General features: G+C 69.9%; 19 protein-coding genes and 1 pseudogene. 14 read left to right on the top strand and 6 right to left on the bottom strand.

The features are described from left to right. Positions 1–110: 110 nt before the first annotated feature. The 3 genes from ABTY61_RS06815 (at position 111) to ABTY61_RS06825 (ending at position 2994) form a co-directional block, all read left to right on the top strand. On the top strand, positions 111–554 hold the full coding sequence (locus tag ABTY61_RS06815; RefSeq protein WP_350503851.1) for an NUDIX hydrolase: 444 nt from the start codon (positions 111–113) through the stop codon (positions 552–554). Positions 555–994: 440 nt separating this feature from the next. Next, positions 995–2281, top strand: coding sequence for a serine--tRNA ligase (serS, locus tag ABTY61_RS06820; protein WP_350503852.1), 1287 nt, complete (start codon positions 995–997; stop codon positions 2279–2281). Positions 2282–2424: 143 nt separating this feature from the next. Continuing rightward, complete coding sequence (locus ABTY61_RS06825; RefSeq protein WP_350503853.1) at positions 2425–2994, top strand: HD domain-containing protein; 570 nt, start codon at positions 2425–2427, stop codon at positions 2992–2994. Here ABTY61_RS06825 and ABTY61_RS06830 read toward each other — a convergent pair. The 5 genes from ABTY61_RS06830 to ABTY61_RS06850 form a co-directional block, all read right to left on the bottom strand. Further along, positions 2982–3455, bottom strand: coding sequence for an NUDIX hydrolase (locus tag ABTY61_RS06830; RefSeq protein ID WP_350503854.1), 474 nt, complete (start codon positions 3453–3455; stop codon positions 2982–2984). The two genes, ABTY61_RS06825 and ABTY61_RS06830, sit on opposite strands and share 13 nt — an antisense overlap. Beyond that, positions 3439–4212 carry a DUF5919 domain-containing protein gene (locus ABTY61_RS06835; RefSeq protein WP_350503855.1) on the bottom strand — a complete coding sequence of 258 codons (774 nt, stop codon included), beginning with the start codon at positions 4210–4212 and terminating at the stop codon, positions 3439–3441. Before ABTY61_RS06835 ends, ABTY61_RS06830 begins: the two co-directional genes overlap by 17 nt. Positions 4213–4469: 257 nt before the next feature. Then, positions 4470–4778, bottom strand: coding sequence for a DUF397 domain-containing protein (locus ABTY61_RS06840; RefSeq protein ID WP_350503856.1), 309 nt, complete (start codon positions 4776–4778; stop codon positions 4470–4472). Then, on the bottom strand, positions 4775–5005 hold the full coding sequence (locus tag ABTY61_RS06845; protein WP_350503857.1) for a DUF397 domain-containing protein: 231 nt from the start codon (positions 5003–5005) through the stop codon (positions 4775–4777). The genes ABTY61_RS06840 and ABTY61_RS06845 overlap by 4 nt, the downstream gene beginning before the upstream one ends. Beyond that, positions 5002–5880, bottom strand: coding sequence for a helix-turn-helix domain-containing protein (locus ABTY61_RS06850; protein WP_350503858.1), 879 nt, complete (start codon positions 5878–5880; stop codon positions 5002–5004). The genes ABTY61_RS06845 and ABTY61_RS06850 overlap by 4 nt, the downstream gene beginning before the upstream one ends. Before the next feature lie 244 nt (positions 5881–6124). On the opposite strand from ABTY61_RS06850, the gene ABTY61_RS06855 reads away from it, so the two are divergent. The 10 genes from ABTY61_RS06855 to ABTY61_RS06900 all read left to right on the top strand — a co-directional run bounded on the left by ABTY61_RS06855 (position 6125) and on the right by ABTY61_RS06900 (position 14880). Continuing rightward, positions 6125–6874: a hypothetical protein gene (locus tag ABTY61_RS06855; RefSeq protein ID WP_350503859.1), complete on the top strand. Its 750-nt coding sequence runs from the start codon at positions 6125–6127 to the stop codon at positions 6872–6874. Next, a complete protein-coding gene (locus tag ABTY61_RS06860) occupies positions 6875–7558 on the top strand; it encodes a dTMP kinase (protein ID WP_350503860.1) in 684 nt (227 codons plus the stop codon). It begins immediately after the preceding gene. Beyond that, positions 7555–8424: an isocitrate lyase/phosphoenolpyruvate mutase family protein gene (locus ABTY61_RS06865; RefSeq protein WP_350503861.1), complete on the top strand. Its 870-nt coding sequence runs from the start codon at positions 7555–7557 to the stop codon at positions 8422–8424. Before ABTY61_RS06860 ends, ABTY61_RS06865 begins: the two co-directional genes overlap by 4 nt. A 32-nt stretch (positions 8425–8456) precedes the next feature. Then, positions 8457–8927 carry an NUDIX domain-containing protein gene (locus tag ABTY61_RS06870; RefSeq protein ID WP_350503862.1) on the top strand — a complete coding sequence of 157 codons (471 nt, stop codon included), beginning with the start codon at positions 8457–8459 and terminating at the stop codon, positions 8925–8927. Then, positions 8924–9853 (top strand): NAD(P)-dependent oxidoreductase, encoded by a 930-nt coding sequence (locus ABTY61_RS06875; protein WP_350503863.1) that lies wholly within the window; start codon positions 8924–8926, stop codon positions 9851–9853. Before ABTY61_RS06870 ends, ABTY61_RS06875 begins: the two co-directional genes overlap by 4 nt. Continuing rightward, the gene (locus tag ABTY61_RS06880; RefSeq protein ID WP_350503864.1) at positions 9850–10743 is read left to right on the top strand and encodes a hypothetical protein; all 894 of its coding nucleotides are present in this window, start codon (positions 9850–9852) and stop codon (positions 10741–10743) included. Before ABTY61_RS06875 ends, ABTY61_RS06880 begins: the two co-directional genes overlap by 4 nt. A 25-nt stretch (positions 10744–10768) precedes the next feature. Continuing rightward, positions 10769–12646, top strand: coding sequence for a radical SAM/SPASM domain-containing protein (locus ABTY61_RS06885; RefSeq protein WP_350503865.1), 1878 nt, complete (start codon positions 10769–10771; stop codon positions 12644–12646). 94 nt (positions 12647–12740) lie between these two features. Then, complete coding sequence (locus tag ABTY61_RS06890; RefSeq protein WP_350503866.1) at positions 12741–12926, top strand: hypothetical protein; 186 nt, start codon at positions 12741–12743, stop codon at positions 12924–12926. A gap of 80 nt (positions 12927–13006) precedes the next feature. Next, positions 13007–14395, top strand: coding sequence for a hypothetical protein (locus tag ABTY61_RS06895; protein ID WP_350503867.1), 1389 nt, complete (start codon positions 13007–13009; stop codon positions 14393–14395). 308 nt (positions 14396–14703) lie between these two features. Next, entirely contained in the window at positions 14704–14880 is a 177-nt protein-coding gene (locus ABTY61_RS06900; protein WP_350503991.1) for a helix-turn-helix domain-containing protein, read from the top strand. A 58-nt stretch (positions 14881–14938) separates the two neighbouring features. On the opposite strand, the gene ABTY61_RS06905 is transcribed toward ABTY61_RS06900, so the two are convergent. Beyond that, positions 14939–16096: a tyrosine-type recombinase/integrase gene (locus ABTY61_RS06905; RefSeq protein WP_350503868.1), complete on the bottom strand. Its 1158-nt coding sequence runs from the start codon at positions 16094–16096 to the stop codon at positions 14939–14941. Between the two features lie 92 nt (positions 16097–16188). Here ABTY61_RS06905 and ABTY61_RS06910 point away from each other — a divergent pair. Beyond that, positions 16189–16362 (top strand): annotated as a pseudogene (locus ABTY61_RS06910) (pirin family protein); the annotation flags it as partial. Positions 16363–16422 lie beyond the last annotated feature (60 nt).

Consider the following 16422-nt stretch of genomic DNA (forward strand, 5'->3'; position numbering starts at 1 on the left):
GGCAGTTGGCCTGCGGCGGTCCCCACCCCAGGCCAACCACGGCACGAGAATGACCCTCAGCCCGTATCGGCCCGGCTCAACCTGAGCGGTCCGGACCTGAGGAGCAGCACATGTGCCGCAACGTCCCGCCCTCCGTCCTCGCCCCCGTGGAGGATGCTGCTCGTGACGGCATCGAGCGCTTCGGTGCCGGATGCCTGATCCGCGACCGTGGCCGGATCCTGCTCCTTCGACGGAAGCAGGGCGACTGCATGGCGGGCCAGTACGAGCTTCCGTCCGGAGGCGTGGAACCCGGCGAGAGCGTGGAGGAGGCCGCTCTGCGGGAGACCCTGGAGGAGTGCGGCCTGACGGTGACGATCACCGGCTACCTCGGCTCCGTCGACTACACCAACCGCAAGGGGCAGCGAGGCCGGCAGTATGCCTTCACCGCCACCGCGCCAAGCACCGAGCCCATCATCCTGAGCGAGCACGACGACTTCGTCTGGGCCAGGCCGAACGCCCTGCCGAACGTCTCGGACGCAGTGCGCGGGCTGATCGAGCTGGCCGAGCGACGCTGATCAGCTTCGGTAGCCGGCCCTCACGAGAACCGGTGGCAGTGAAGCTGCTGAGCTGGCAGGACAGCGATCCACACCCACCATCGTGACGTCGCTCAGAGTGATCGGCCGAATCTGGACGGCGATTCTGCGTTGCTCGCGGCGGCCCGAGCAATCTATCCTCTGGGGAACGCGCTGACGGAGACAAGTAGCCGCAGGGCACGCGAGCCGAGAGAGCTGCCGGCAGCTGGGAAGGCAGCCTCGCGTCCTGGGGTGAATCCCCTCCCGAGTGCGGGGAGGAACGGCCGGCTGCGGCCCAATGCCCCGCCGGTTCGCTCCCGTTATCGAGCTGTCGAGGCCAGCACCTCCGGGTGCTGGCGAAGGCGTGGTGGCACCGCGAGTTCCCTTCTCGCCCACGCCCCCAAGGGATCACGTCGGACTCCGACTGATCGATGGGACCCGAAATGCTGGACATCACCGTGATCCGCGAGCACCCCCAGCGCGTCGAGCGCGCGCTGGCGAAGCGAGCCCTTCACATCGACCTCACCGCCTTCCTCGCCCTGGACGAGAAGTACCGGCACGGCATGACCGAAGTCGAGACGCTACGCGCCGGGCGCAAGCAGATCTCCCGCGAGATCGCACGGCTCGACTCGGCGGACCCCGCCGCCATCGCCAAGCGCACCGAGGCAACCGAACTCGGTACCCGCCTCGCCGCACTCGAGGAGCAGCTCACCGCCCTGGCCGGCGAGCGCCAGGCGTTCCTCGACCAACTGCCCAACCTGCCCGACGAGGATGTGCCGACCGGTGGCAAGGAACAGAACCAGGTCGTCCGCGAGCACGGTGCCCGCCCGGCCTTCGACTTCGAGCCGCACAACCACGTCGATCTGGCCCGCCGACTCGGTCTGATCGACTACGAGCGCGGCGTCAAGCTCGGCGGCACCGGCAACTGGGTCTACCGCGGCAACGGCGCGCTCCTCGAATGGGCGCTGCTCAACTTCTTCATCGAGACCCACGTTCAGGACGGCTACGAGCTGATCCTGCCGCCCCACCTGCTGACCTACCAGGCCGGATACACCGCAGGTCAGTTCCCCAAGTTCGCCGAGGACGTCTTCGCGCTCGAGCAGGGTCCGGCCGGGCCGCAGCGGTTCCTGCTACCGACCTCGGAGACCGCCCTGGTCAACCTCCACCGCGACGAGGTCCTCCCGGAGGCCGAACTGCCGCGCAAGTACGTCGCCTACTCGCCCTGTTACCGGCGCGAGGCCGGCAGCTACCGCGCCGCCGACCGCGGCACCCTTCGCGGCCACCAGTTCAACAAGGTCGAGATGTTCCAGTTCGCGCACCCCGACGCCTCCGACGTCGCCCACGAGGAACTCCTGACCAAGGCAGCCAACTTGGTCGAGGCGCTCGGCCTTCACCACCGAATTACCCGGCTGGCTGCCGAGGACACCAGCGCCTCGATGGCCAAGACATTCGACGTCGAGGTCTGGCTGCCCAGCATCGACGGCTACGTCGAGGTGAGCTCGGTATCGAACGCCCGGGACTACCAGGCCCGGCGCGGCAACATCCGCTACCGCCCCGCAGCAGGAAAGGCCGCCTACGTGCACACCCTGAACGGCTCTGGGCTGGCCACCAGCCGCCTGGTGCCGGCCCTGCTGGAACAGCACCAGCAGGCGGACGGCACCGTCGCGGTGCCGACGGTGCTGCAGCGCTGGCTCGGCTGCAAGTCCTTGACCCCAGCGGAACTCAGGTAGTCGTACCGGCGGCAGGCCCGGAACACAGCGCTCCGGGCCAACAGTGGGCCACTGCCCGGGTCACCGCTACAGCGGTGACCCGGGCAGTGCGTGCCCTTTTGCAGCAACGCATGGAACAGGCGCCACGAGGGGAGGCTGGCAACGTGACGGAGACCTTGCCACAGTGGGCGCGTCGGATCGCCGAACAGGAGCTGGCGGACACCCTGCCGAGGCGGTGGTCGCACTCCCAAGGGGTGACACGTCAAGCCGAGCAACTGGCCGCGGTCGCCGGACCGGATGATGGCCTGCTGGTCGCCGCCGCAGTGCTCCACGATGTCGGATACGCCCCCCGCTTGGCCCTGACGGGCTTTCATCCCATCGACGGTGCCAGGTTCCTGCGGGACGAGCACCGCGCGGACACGCGGCTCGTGCGACTGGTGGCAAACCACTCGCTCGCCTTGTTGGAAGCTGAGGAACGCGGGCTACGCGAAGCCCTGGAGCGGGAGTTCCCGATGCTCGACGACCAGGTATTGGTGGACGCCCTGATCTTCTGCGACATGACCACTACCCCCGACGGGAAGCCGACCCGTTCCAGGGGCCGGGTCGCGGAGATCCTCGCCCGGTACGGAGCCGACGCGCTGGTGGGACGGTTCATCCAGCGCGCCCAGCCGGAGATCGAGGCGGCGGTAGCCCGCACCGAAGACCGGCTCGCCGCCGCGGGTCAGCCGAGGTAGGGGTACCGACCGCTGAGGTAGTGACCGATCTGCTGCCGCATGCTCGGGTGGATGTCGTAATCGTCCAGGTCGCCCGGCCGCACCCAGCGGACACCGTCGGCCTCATCGTTGATCGTCGGCGTACCGCCGATCGGGCGGCCGATGTACGCCACCTCGAACTGCTGGCGGGCTTCGCCGTTGCTGCTGTAGACGACGATGTGCTCCGGATTGGAGTAGACCCCGAGAAGACCGGTGACCTCCGCCTTGATCCCGGTCTCCTCCTCGCACTCGCGTACCGCGCAGTCCGCTGCGGACTCGCCGATGTCCTGCTTACCGCCGGGCAACGCCCACTGCCCGGTGTCGCGCCGGCGCTGCAGCAGGATCTCGCCCGCCTCGTTCTGCACGAGCAGGTTGCTCGCAGGGACCAGGGAGTTCGCGGCCGGTGCGTCCGGATCGCCGTAGTACTCAGTCCTGCCGGCCATGAGATTGGCTCCCGTGCGCGTCGTCGGTCCACGGTCGGGCGGAGTCCCAGACCGCGTCGAAGCTCGAAGCGTAGCCGTTGAACCAACCCAGCTGGCTGTCCTTCTGAAGGTGCAGCAGCGGGTTTGCGGACGCCGGCTGGCCCCAAACGTGCGGGTTGACCAGCAGGTCGTCGTCGTAGCGGAATAGCGAGTTGTACAACGTGGTGTCGTGCAGGCGGATCTCGCAGCCGGGCGTGCTCAGCAGCGGCCGGTAGTAGGTCAGCGAGGCGCCGATCTTCGCTGCGAGGGCGTCGCCGATGCCCTCCTCACGTCCGCGGATCGCCACCGCGCGGCCCTGCGGGTCACCGAAGCACAGCCGGACCTTCACCCCAGCCGCCGCGCGCTGCGCCAGCATCGTGGCGATGCGCGGGTTCGACTGGGCGAAGAACGTCCCCGAGAACACCAGCACGTCAATGTTCTGGTCTGCCTCCAGCAGCAGGGAGAGCCACATCTCCCGCGGGACGCTGGCACGGTCGGGGTATGTGGCCACGAGGCCGGCACCGGGACCGGTGACCTGTGCGGCCCGGGGATGGGGCTCCGGCCAGATGAAGGTCTCGTCCATCTGGAGGTGGTGCGCAACAGTCCACCGGTGACGGGCATGGGGTACGCGACCGCCTAACCAGCGGGTCACGGTCTTGGGGTCCACCTCGCAGAGCGTTGCGAGTGCCGCAGGGGGCACACCGCGCTGGGCGAGTGCGGAGCGCAATCGCTCGTTCACAGTAAATATCCAACCGGACTCTGCCGGGACCCGCAAGGACGTCTTGGGACGCGCTGCGGCCGACGTTTGCCCGAGGTTCTGCCTACGCTGACCCAATGGCGCTCATCGCGAAGAAGCCAGGAGGGCTTCACCGTTCCCGAGCTGCGATACGCGCTCGACCTACGTCCCAACTGACTTGTCACATCGCAGGTAGTGGATGCGGAGCGCCGCCGGCACCGAGGTGCGCGTCCCCGGTGCCTTGATGCAGCGTGCTCGTCTCAGCCGGCCGATGCCGTCGCCGAGGCGCCAGCCAATGCGAGTAGCTCTGGCGTGGAGGCCAGAGCTACGCCCATATCGGTGTCGAACTCCCCGTCGGCGAGGCCTAGCAGGAAGGCCTTCCACTCCTGGGCGTCGTACCGCAGAACGACGCCCGGGTTGGCCGAGTGTCGAAGGGCTACGGCGCCCTCTGGAAGGAACGCCAATTCCAGGCGGTCGGCTGGATCGCTGCCTGGCGCCGCCAGCCACACCACGGTGCTGATATCGAGGGCATAGAGGGCTGCCTTGGCGGATCCGGCAGGGTGGCTCATACCGCGACCAGCCCACCGGCGAGGAGAGCAGTGGCAAAATCCCGCATCGACTGCTGGCTGGTCCTGATCGGTTCGATCTGGAGGTTCTTCGAGTCGCGGATCGCGACCGCCGGGAGCGTCGGCAACGGGGCAAGCTCAACGCATTGGCCGTTGTTGGCCGTGTACGTGCTCTTGTGCCACCTGGCTCCGGTGAGGGGGGCCGCGTACAGCTCCGTTGCATTGATCATTCTGATGCCAGTTTTCTCTCGGTCTGCTCGATCAGGTCGAGGCTCTCGTCAACGCTGAGGGCTGCGTCGGCGAGGTAGTTGGACAGGCGGAGGAGACGCCGCAGACCCAGTGCATCGTCAACGAAGACGCTACCAGTCACGGCCTCCGCGAAGGCAGCTTCCGGGGTCTTCTGCCCTTCGTTCGTGAAGGTGCTGAACGCGCCGGTGAGCGTTCCTTCCTCGCCCTTGCTGAAGGGGATCACGCGAAGATCGATATTGGACAGGGCCATCATCGCGCGCAGATGGCGCAGCTGGGCAATCTGGACGGCAGGGCCGCCGACGTGGAATTCGAGGGCCGCCTGGGTGATCACGCCGGAGAACCGCAGGGGCTCAGCATCGTGCTGGATGCGGTGCTGGCGGCGCATCCTGACCTCGACGAGGCTGTCGATCTGGTCGGGGCCGAGCGCGGCGAAGCCGACGGCGGTGACCGCGCGGGCGTAGTCCTCGGTCTGCAGCAGGGAGGGAACGTAGACGACCTGGTAGTCGAACACCTCGGCCGCCTCGTGCTCGTAGCGGATGAACTCGGCGTACCGCGAGCTGAGGACGTCTGCGTAGGCATCCCACCACATGCTGGTCCGCTTGCGTCCGCGCTTGAACAGCGCCTCCAGGTGGCCGCGCTCCTCGTCGGGGACCTGGAAGAGCTCCATCAAGGCGTCGAAGTCGTCGGGGGTGGCGCTGCGCTGTCCGGTCTCGATGCGGGTGACCTTGGAGACGCTGCACCCGAGGGTGGCGGCGACGTCCGCGGCGGTGAGGTCACGGTCATCGCGCCTGCGCCGTATGTCGGCGCCGAACTGCCTGCGTGCGGTGGCCGGGCTGCTCGGGACGGTCGCTGCCATCTGGTGGTTCCTTCCGAGGTCGAGGCTCGCCTTGTCGGGTCAGGGTAGGACATCCTCGCCCGGTCGCGGTCAGTGTAAGTGGACGTTGCTGTTCATATGACTGGCAACAGGACTGGCAATTTGCCAGTCACGTGCTTGACGCGGCGTCACTTCACGCGGGACGCTACGGATGTGACGCAGTGCACTCCTGGCATTCCGGAGTGCTATCGCTGCGTGCCCTCGGTTTGCCTCGGAGAGGACACCCATGGCTCTCGAACACCCGCCACCCCCATGCCCGGTCGCAGTGGCCGACGGCTGGGAGCAACTCGTGGACGGTCTGGCCGTCCAGCGCATCCACCTCCACCGGAGGGAGCTGGAGGACGCTCTCGGCAAGGGTGCCGCCGAGTGCGGTCTGCCCGCACAGGCCGCGCCGCTGGCCCTGGTCAGCCGGCCGGCCCCGCCGCCGGACACGGCGGTGCCGGTCGTTGTGGCGGCCGGCCTCCTGCCCTTCGTCACCGTCCCCCAGCAGATCGGTCGCGCCACGGACACCGGTCCGCTGGCCGCCTCGGCCCGCGCCGTCGCTCAGATGCTGACGACCGACGGCCTGGAGGAGGCCGTCGCCCAGGGCGTTGAGGCGGTCTGCGCCGCGTCCGCCTGGTGGGTCGGGGCGTTCGCCGTGCTGCGGCACCGCGGTGGTCACCACATCCACATCGACGACGACGTCACCGACACCGTGGCCCTGACCGTCCTCACCGACGCGACCCGCGCGGTCGCCCTCGGCGCCGCGACACGCGTCCTGCGCCGCCGCCTCCAGCGCGCCGGCGATGGCGACCCGCGGCTGCGGACCGCCTACTGCCGTGCCGTCACCGAGGCCATCGTGACCGAGCCCGGCCTGCCGGCCCTCCTGGAGGGCCTCGGCGAGCTGCGCCTGGTGGACCTCGTCGTCAACGCGCTTCCGTGGCGCGGCCAGTTCCTGAAGTACCGCAGCGGCCTCGGCGCCGGGCAGGTGGAGTAGATGAACAACGAAAACCTGCCCCCGGGCTTCCTGGCCGTGGTCGAGGGGCTCGACGGCACCGGCAAGACCACCCTGCGCAAGGGCCTGTTCCGGCTCATCGAGAGCTTGTACGGCACGACCCCGCTGTCGATCCTGACGACGAACTGGCTCGACCCGAGCGTCGCCGCGGACCTGGAAGAGGGCAAGTACCGCCCCAGCGAGGCGAACAGGGCCCGCTACCTCGCGGCCCTGCGCGCCGACAAGCGGGCCTCCGTCGAACAGCTGATCGTGCCCGCGCTGCGGCACCGGCCGGTGATCGCCGACCGGTGGCTCCTGTCGGAGCTGGCCTTCTTCGCCGTCAAGCACGGCGCTTCGGCGAAGGAGACGTACGCCGCGCTAGAAGACGCCATCGCGGTGCGGGCAGACCTGACGCTCCTGCTGGAGCACAGTCCCGAGGAAGCGATGGCCCGAGCGGCCAGCCGCTCGGGCGACGCCGTGCGCGAGGACTGGGACGTCCTGGACGTCCAGACCCGGGTACGGCGCACGTACGACGAGGTCGCCGCCGACCCGGCCGCCTTCCCCAAGCTCGGTCCCATCGTCCGCATCGACGCTTCGCTGGACCGCGCCGGCGTTCTGGCCGCCGCCTGGACCGCCCTGCGCGAGCACCAGCTCCTGCCCGCCCTCCCCCTGAAGGAGACAACGTGAGCACCACCCTGCCACCGATAGCCCGGCCGCTTGCCGCGGCGCTCCACAACGCCGCCGTGAACGGGCGCCCGGTGCGGGCGATGGGCGCCGTCAACGCGCTCGCCGCCAAGATCGCCGCCGACGGCGGGATCGACGCGCTGTGGGTGTCCGGCCTGGAGGTCTCCACCGCGCTCGGCCTGCCCGACGCGAACGTCCTCGGCCCCCGTGACCTCGCGGACGTGGTCGTCGCCGTACGCCGCACCACGGACCTGCCGGTGATCGTCGACATCGACAACGCCGGCGGGGCCGCCGGCACGGCCGGCCGCTTCGCCCGGGACCTCGCCCGCGCCGGAGCCAGCGCGGTGTGCCTGGAGGACAGCGCCTACCCCAAGACCAACTCCTTCTCGCTGCACCGCGACCAGGGCCTCGCCGACCTCGACCTGGTCCGCGCGCAGCTCAAGGAGATCCGCGCCCAGGCCGGAGAGCAGATGCTGCTCATCGCCCGCACCGAGACGCTGATCTGCGGCGGGTCGCTCGCCGAGGCCACCGCCCGCGCCGAGGCGTACGTCGCGGCCGGAGCGGACGCGGTCCTGCTGCACTCCAAGGACGCCTCCGGCGCGCAGGCGCTTAGCGTCGCGAAGGCCTGGACGGGGCTGGCCCCGCTGGTGAGCGTCCCCACCGCCTTCCCCCAGCTGGGGCCGGACGAACTCGGCGCCGCCGGCTACGCGCTGATCATCTACGCCAACCAGCTCAGCCGGGCGGCGATGGCCGCGATGCGCGAGGCGGCCGACACCTTCCGCGCCACGGGCGCCTTCGACCCGGACCGTCTGGCCGGCGTCCAGGACCTCCTCCAGGTCGCCGACCCCGCCGCCCGCGCCAGCCTGTAGCCGCCCGCCCCGAAGACAAGGAGGAGCCCGGCATGACGCAACTGCCCAAGATCAGCGTCTCGGTGAAGGCCGCGATCGTCCACGACGGCGAGATCCTGCTGCTGTCCTACGACGACAGCGGCGACGGCGGCGACTTCCACTACAACCTGCCCGGCGGCAAGGCCTCCGAGGGAGAGTCGCTGCGCGACGCGGTCGTGCGCAAGGTGCTGCAGGAGACCGGCCTGAACGTGCGCACCGTCCGGGAGCTGTTCGTCGTCGAGTACGTCCCCGGACAATACGGCTTCGACCTCGGACCCCAGCACAAGACCCAGCACAACTTCCTCGCCGAGATCACCGACGGCAACACCGTGCCGCGCATGTCCGACCCGATCGACCCGATGCAGGTCGGCTTCGAGTGGGTGCCGCTGGCCGACCTGCCCAGCAAGCACCTGCTGCCGAAGGTCAACCAGCCGCTCCTGGACGTGCTCGCCGACCCCCGCGACATCCTGGTGGACCGGTGGTGAGCGCCCTGGCCGTGAGCCGTCCGACCGCTCTGATCGTGGCCAGCGCCACCGACCGCAGCACGCTCGCCCAGGCGCTGCCCGACTGGACCGTGCGCACCACGGACTCCCTCGACGTCCTCGACGACACCACCGCCATGGTGGTCCTGCGTTCCGGGGTCCGTCTGGGAGCCGACCAGCTTCGGCGTCTGCCGGGACTGCGGCACGTCATCCGCGCGGGTTCCGGCCTGGACGGCCTGGACCTGCCGGAGCTGGCCAGCCGCGGAATCACGGTGCACCGCAACCCCGTCCCTGCCGCCGACTCCGTCGCGCAGTGGGCGCTCGCGGCGATCCTCTCGCTCGCCCGGCGCATCCCGCTCGGGCAGTCGGCCCTCGCTGTGGGCGTGCACCTCAAGGCTGGCTGCCTGACCCGCCCGCTCGCCGAGGCCCGCCTCGCGATCTGGGGTGCCGGAGCGATCGGCCAGGCGTGCGAGGGCGCCCTGGCCGCGCACGTCGGCGAGATCGCCTATGCCACCCGGCCCAGCATCCCCGCCGACATCCACCAACTCCCGGCCGCCGCCCTGACCGAGTGGGCCGACATCCACCTGGTCGCCCTACCGGGCACGCCCGCGAACCAGGGCGCCTTCGGGCCCGCCTTCCTGGCCGCCGCCCGCGAGCGCCGCCCGATGCTCGTGTGCGTCGGACGCCTCGACACCCTCGACGTCCCGGCCTGCCTGGAGGCCCTCGACGACGGAGACCTCGCCGGCCTCGCCCTGGACCCCGTCGACCGCGACGACATGAGCCTGCTGCCCCGCGGCGGAACGCCGCGCAACCTGATCGCCACCCCGCACATCGGCGCCCAGCGCACCGACGTCCGCGACCGCCTGGACACCTGGGTCGCCGCCACCGCCCGCGCCCTGGCCGCCCGGCACGAGCAGGTGAGACCGTGACGCCCTGGCACGCCGAACGCCTGCGGATCGCCCACGCCACCGCGGCGGTCCTGGCCGCCGAGCACCCGGGCGCGCAGATCCGGCTCGAAGGCGCCCTCGCCCACGGCCTCGCCCACGCCCGCTCCGACATCGACCTGCGGATCGTCACCCCAGCCGGGCAACCGCTGCGGGTGGTCTCGCAGGTGGTCGACGGAATCCGCATCGACCTCCACACCAGCACCACCGACGAACTCGGCGAACTACACGGCCTGCTCGCCTCCTTCGACCTGCCCCGCGAGGGCGACGTCGCCGCCTTCCGCGCCGTGCGGCGCCACCTGAGCGACCTGACGACCCTGCGCACCGCAGCCGTCCTCGACCACGGCGAGCAGAACCCGGTGCTCAACACGAACGAGACGGACCAGTACGCCCGGTGGGCACTGGCGGACCGCATCCAGGCCGCGATCAGCCTGACCGAGGACCTGCTCGGGCTCATCGAGGCCCGCCAGCGCCTCTCCGAGCAACTCGTCTGGCAGCGCCTGGCCGTGGTGGTCGCGCAGGCCGAGGCCGCCGCAGCGGGGCAACCGCTGCTGGGCGAGAAGTGGCTGCCCGCCCTGCTCGGCCTGGCCACCGGCCCCGACCACGCCCCCTGCCCCGTCCCCACGCTGCCCGACACCAGCCGGCCCTTCGGCTCCGAGGCCGCCTTCCGGGCCGTCCGGGCGCGACTCTGTCAGGCCCTGACCGCCCGCTGGGGTGCGCCCGAACCCGGCGACACGGCCCTCGACCCGGCCTGGTCGGGCCTGGGCTGGCTGCCCCAGCGGTGCAGCGACGGCTGGGCCCTGCAACGCGGCGACGACCTCATCCCGCTCACCGACGCCCAGTTCCACGCCTGGGCCACCACCGCCTGTTCCTGACCACCCCGACCGGCCGGAGGCACCCATGCCGGACACCACCACCCACACCTGGCTGCACACTGCTCAGCGACCGCACTCCGGCCTCGACTCCCTGTGGCTACCCCTAGAGGACACCGACCTCGACACCGCCGTCTCGATCGTCCTCAAGCTGCGCGGCGAGACCTGCGACGCCGACTGCCTGTACTGCTTCGAGAAGCGCAAGGAAGGCCCCGGCGGAGCCGTCATCACCCGCGAGCAGATCCGCGCGCTCGCCACGCTCTTCCCCGGCCGCCGCCTCGTGATCGAACTCCACGGCGGCGAGCCGCTCACCGTCGGCCAGGACACCATGGCCGCCATCCTCGACGAACTCGCCGCCCAGCCCGCCGTCCTGCGCGTCCACCTCCAGACCAACGGCATCAAGCTCGACGACTCCTGGCTCGACCTCTTCGAACGGCACTACCCGCAACTGAGCATCGGGATATCCCTCGACGGTGACGCACAGGGCAACTCCTGGCGCCTCGGCTACGACGGGAAACCGATCTATCCGAAGATCGCCGCCGCACTCGAACTGCTCGCCCACCGCGGGCGAACCTGCGGTGTCGTCACCGTCGTCACCCCGAAGGTCCTGGGCCGGGCCGCCGAAATCCTCGACCACATCGCCTCATTCCCGGCGGTCAACGCCATCAACCTGGTCCCGGCGTTCGACAGCTCGACCACCACCGCGACCGCCTGCACCTCCCGCCGCACCCCCATCAGCCGCGTCCTGCAACAGCAGGCCATCACCGCACAGGGGCCGGCCTGGGCGATCACTCCTGACCAGTACGCCCACTTCGTCCTCCAGGCCGCCGCCCACTGGATCACGGCCGGCCACCACAGCCGCATCAAGCTCGACCCCGTCGTCGCGGTGATCCGAAAGCTCCAGGGCGCCGGGGGCGGTGACCACTGCCACTTCTCCAACCTCAAGTGCGCCCATGTTTTTACCGCTTACCCCCACGGCCGCTTCGGCTCCTGCGACGAACTCCCCTGGCCCGCCGCCCGGCTCCTGCCGGTTGCCACCGTCGGCGAAGAACAGGTCACGGCCGCCCAGCACAAGAACACCCTGCTGACCGACGGGCGGGCCATGATGGCCAAGTGCCTCACCTGCCCGTACAAGACGGTGTGCGGCGGCGGGTGCACCGCGACCCGCTGGCGCATGCTCAAGGCCACCGGCAGCGACGACGCCTACTGCGAGCACCGCGCCCGACTCGTCGACGGCGTCGCCGCCCTCCTCGCGGCACCCGGCCACCCCGCCGGAGCGCTGTGCCGCACCGCCCACTGGCGGCGTCACGCCGTCAACGAGATGGCCGACGCCGACGCCTTCCTCGCCCGCTGGGACAACCCCGGTGCACCCCGCCCACCGGCCCGGCTGGTGACCAGCGAGTACGGCAACATCAACACGGTCGGCCTGCCCGGCATCCAGGAAGCCGACGACCTCGACCCGCTGCACCCCCAGTGGGCCGACGGCATCGAGCCCCGCGTCAAACCGCTCGTCGACACCGTCACCGGCAGCTGGGGTGCCGTCACCTACGACAGCTGCGAGGGCCACCAGCACACCGGTAGCGAGGCGCCGCCGTCACCGTTCCGCGTCGGCCTCCTGCCGCGCAGCCCCGCCGAATACGGACAACTCGCCGCCCGCGCCTGCCACGCCGTCACCAGAGCCGCCCCCTACCTGCCCGCGGGGTTGACGCTCCAGCTGATCCACACCGACCTCGCCAGCACGGCCACCGGCAAGACCCACCGGACCATCGAGATCCGACTCGTCCCCACCGACGGCAACTGGGACGCCTACTTCGCCGGCCTCGACCAGGGCGCCCGAGTCCTGATCCACGCCGCCCGCCACGCACCGGCCCTCGACCGCTGCCCCTGCGAGCGCGACACCCTCTGAACCCGCCCGCACCCGTGCGGGCGAAGGCGATGCACGCGAGACGGCCGCTCGCCCACCGCCCGACCATCACCACCCCCGACAAGAAAGAGGACCCATGGACCAGACGGACCAGATCACCGGCTTCCTCGCCGCCGTCGACGAGCTGCGCGGCGAGGACGCCACCGTCCGCACCACCGCCCACACCTCCCGCGTCTCCGCCGAGGGCTGGCCCGCCGTCGCCGACGCGCCGGTCACCGCCGAGGACGGCGAGGGCACCACCGAGGAGATCCACACCGCCTGAACCTCCTGACCTGGGGCCGGGCCGCCATCCCCGAGCGGCGGCCCGGCCCCAGCCACCCACCAGCGACCGGAGGAATCCCCATGGCCACCACCGTCCAGCACACCGGCTTCCGCTTCGCCCCCACCGACCGACTGCACCCCCGGCGCGTCCAGCGCATCCACGCCCTCGCCGCCATCGCACCGGCCCCGGCGGCGGAACACGCCTTCGCCTACGCCACCGCGCACCACTACCTCGAAGGCGCCGACGCCGCCGCCCGCGCCGGAGACCACGACCTCTTCACCTGGTACACCGACCACCCCGACGCCGGTGCCCACGCCCTCGCCACCCCCACCGCGGTCGGCAACTGCGTCGTCATCGCTCCCGAGCAGCTCATCACCTCCCCGATCTCCGACACCCCGTACTACCTCCTGAACCCCTACACCCGCCCCGCGCCCGGCGAACACCAGGAACTCGCCCGCGCCGCCTACGCCGTGGCCGACGACACCGGCTTCGGCGACCTCCTGGCCGGCCACGCCCGCGTCCTCGTCTTCCTCGGTCACAAGCGGTACAACGACACCTTCGACAGCTGGACGATCAGCCGCCTGCCCGGCACCGTTTTCGTCGACCACGTCGCCGACCCCGCCGCGCTCGCCCGCGACCTCATCCACGAAGCCGGCCACAACTGGCTCAACGACGCCCTCGCCGCGGCGAACTGCAAGCTCGACGACCAGGCTCTGTTCCACTCAGCTCTGGCGGCAGCGATCGCGCCGGCCCGCGACGAGTTCGCCAACCGATGGGCCCAGGCAACCGAGAGGGACGACAGCGAGGCCCTGAATGAGCTGCGAACCTTCCGCAAGGACTGCGGCTCCTACGTACACCTCTACGACTACATGTCTCAGGTCGTCGACTTCGCGACCACCGACTTGGAGAAACTCGCCGAGTTCCTGCGTCACCTGGTGCGCCTGCTCGCGGTCGACGACCCCAGCGCCGACGTGGACCTGTCGGGGATAGTCCTCAAGCGGGTGCGGCACATTGATCAGGGCAAGGCGGCCATAGCCCTGGCCGGAGACCAGGAAACGCCGGGGCTGCGGGGCGGCACTGGTATCGGCACAGCGGTGGTCCGCGATTCGCAGCAAGTGCTGCTGTCCGAGGTGATCGCCAAGATCAACAGCCTGTTCGGCGGCGAGTTCGCGGACCCGCAGATCGGCGGGTTCGTCACGGCCGCGGCCGGGATGGCCGAGGAGGACCCGCGGATCGCTGAGCAGATCGACAACAACGCGCAGGACCAGTTCCTCATCTCCCCTGACCTACGCGAAGCCCTTACCGACGCGGCGGTGCTCAACGAGGGGGCCTTCGGGAAGCTGACCGGCGCGCTGACCGGCGAGGGCGAGCGAGCCGAAGAGCTCATCCGGCTGATCGGTGCCTACTTGTATCAGTCCCGGCGCGCGCGCACGGAGCCTGAGACTGAGCCGGAAGAACCGAAGGCATGACGTCAACCGCCGGGTCGACAGTGAGAGCTTGGTCTCATTCACGCTCGTCGAGCCAAGTTCAGTCGCTGGCCGGCCGCTCGCTCCGTGGCAGGTCAGGGCGAGTGTTAACCCTGGCGGCCCCTCTTCGAGTGACGGCGGCCATGAAAGCGGGCTCTGATCCACTTCTTGTGGACCGGTGACGTGTGTCACGGTGCTCAGTTGTTCGCTACTTAGCAGATGATCTCGGCTCGGCCAAACAGCTAGTCGTGTGTGAACCTCTCTGGCGCCCGGTAGCCGTCGCAGAGGAGGCCTTTGTGGTTCCGCAGTTCATGAGCGTTAGGGAGATCGCGGAGTATCTGAACATGTCGGTTCCGTGGGTGTACCGCGAAGCGCCTCGTGCAGGTCTCGTCCCGTACAGGTTCGGGAGCGGGAGGAACGCGAAGCTGCAGTTCAAGGTGTCCGACGTTCATGCGTGGGTGAAGCAGCAGCGCATGTCGGCTGCGTGACCTGAACAGCCTGAACGAACGAGAGGGCCTGCCCGGCGGGGCAGGCCCTCTCGTTCGTTCAGGCGGCGAGGCCGAGGTCGAGGAGCTGGGCGGCGCGGCTGATGGAGCCGGGCATGAGGTGGCGGTAGATCTTGAAGGTGACGTCGATGCTCTTGTGGCCCATCCATTCGGCGACGTCGGTGATCGGGATGTTGTGGGTGAGGCAGTTCGAGGCGAAGAAGTGGCGGAGGCCGTAGAGCGTCATGCCTTCGGGGATGTCGATATCGTCGGCCTGCTTGACGAGTCGCTGCCAGCGGTTGCTCAGGATGTGGTACGGGAACGGCTTGTTGAGGTCCCGGGGGTGGCGGAGGAGGTAGCCGTCGACGGTGCCGTACTTGTCGGCGTACCACTCGATGGTCAGCTTGACCCGGGCCGGCAGCGGGACGTCGCGGTAGTCGCCCTTCTTGCGGTGCTTGAGCGGGGCGTAGTCCTTGGTGGTCTGGTTGACCTGCTCGGTGACGCGGTATACGTCGTCGGCGACGATGTTGTTGATGTTGACCGCGGTGGCCTCGCCGTTGCGCAGGCCGCAGCCGCTCATCAGGTCGGCGATGACGAGGAAGGCGTCGTCGCCGGCGGTGCGTATCTCCTGGAGCTGGGAGAGGGAGGGGATGACGGCGCGCTTCGGGTCGTACTGGGGCGGCTTGACGCCGTCGAACGGGTTCTCGTCGTAGAGGCCGAGGCGGTTAGCGTCGAGGAGGATCGACTTCAGCTTGTCGAAGGCGTTGGACTGGGTGGCGAGGCCGACACCGTTGCGCTCCATGGTCTGGATGAAGGCCTCGACGACCTTGTGGTCGAAGGTGCCCATCCGGCGGCTGCGGAAGGCGGGGTAGAGGTGGTGCTCCAGCAGTGAGTCGAGGTGTCGGAGGGAGGCGGCGCCGAGGTGGCGCTGGCTGGCCTTCCACTCCTCGACGTAGGGCTCGAACTGCATCGGGCCGTACTTCTGGATCCGCTCCGCCTTGCGCTGGCTCTGCGGGGCGTTCTTCCGGGCCTGGTACACCTCGATGAGCCGGGCCTTCGCCTTGTCCTGGGTGGCGAAGCCCGACTCCTCCGTCTGCCTGCCGGCCGCGTTGCGGTAGCGGATCTTGTACTCGTGCGGGCACCTCGACCACCGGCTCTCGGGGTGCTCGCACTCCTTGAAGAAGCTGCCCATGCCGCGGACGAGGTTGATGGTGGCCATGGTTGTCGACTCCCGGGCGTCTTGCTGACGTTTTGCTGACCCCGGATGGTCGATCAAGCCCCTGAGCTGGGAAGAACTGCCGAACGCGTGGTATGTGGTGGAACTTCATCGGGCGGTCTCACGAGGACATCACCCGAGCCCGCGAGGAATGGATGAGCTCCGAGAACCCCGACCGCTATGGCGCCGTCGAGGGCTACCCGGGCGACCGCCTCCCCGCCCCGGAACTCCCCGGGATTCCCCTCAAGCCCCGCGGAAACGTGCGCTGACCTGCATGTCAGGCAATCTGGGGTGCGGCGGCCGGTCCCACCGCACCCCAGATCCGGAGC

The organism is Kitasatospora sp. NPDC096128, from assembly GCF_040303105.1.
Classification (GTDB): domain Bacteria; phylum Actinomycetota; class Actinomycetes; order Streptomycetales; family Streptomycetaceae; genus Kitasatospora.

Coding starts and splice junctions, on each gene's coding strand:
- ABTY61_RS06815 (WP_350503851.1), top strand. CDS start 111: ATGTGCCGCAACGTCCCGCCCTCCGTCCTCGCCCCCGTGGAGGATGCT.
- serS (WP_350503852.1), top strand. CDS start 995: ATGCTGGACATCACCGTGATCCGCGAGCACCCCCAGCGCGTCGAGCGC.
- ABTY61_RS06830 (WP_350503854.1), bottom strand. CDS start 3,455: ATGGCCGGCAGGACTGAGTACTACGGCGATCCGGACGCACCGGCCGCG.
- ABTY61_RS06840 (WP_350503856.1), bottom strand. CDS start 4,778: ATGAGCCACCCTGCCGGATCCGCCAAGGCAGCCCTCTATGCCCTCGAT.
- ABTY61_RS06845 (WP_350503857.1), bottom strand. CDS start 5,005: ATGATCAATGCAACGGAGCTGTACGCGGCCCCCCTCACCGGAGCCAGG.
- ABTY61_RS06850 (WP_350503858.1), bottom strand. CDS start 5,880: ATGGCAGCGACCGTCCCGAGCAGCCCGGCCACCGCACGCAGGCAGTTC.
- ABTY61_RS06855 (WP_350503859.1), top strand. CDS start 6,125: ATGGCTCTCGAACACCCGCCACCCCCATGCCCGGTCGCAGTGGCCGAC.
- ABTY61_RS06860 (WP_350503860.1), top strand. CDS start 6,875: ATGAACAACGAAAACCTGCCCCCGGGCTTCCTGGCCGTGGTCGAGGGG.
- ABTY61_RS06870 (WP_350503862.1), top strand. CDS start 8,457: ATGACGCAACTGCCCAAGATCAGCGTCTCGGTGAAGGCCGCGATCGTC.
- ABTY61_RS06885 (WP_350503865.1), top strand. CDS start 10,769: ATGCCGGACACCACCACCCACACCTGGCTGCACACTGCTCAGCGACCG.
- ABTY61_RS06890 (WP_350503866.1), top strand. CDS start 12,741: ATGGACCAGACGGACCAGATCACCGGCTTCCTCGCCGCCGTCGACGAG.
- ABTY61_RS06895 (WP_350503867.1), top strand. CDS start 13,007: ATGGCCACCACCGTCCAGCACACCGGCTTCCGCTTCGCCCCCACCGAC.
- ABTY61_RS06900 (WP_350503991.1), top strand. CDS start 14,704: ATGAGCGTTAGGGAGATCGCGGAGTATCTGAACATGTCGGTTCCGTGG.
- ABTY61_RS06905 (WP_350503868.1), bottom strand. CDS start 16,096: ATGGCCACCATCAACCTCGTCCGCGGCATGGGCAGCTTCTTCAAGGAG.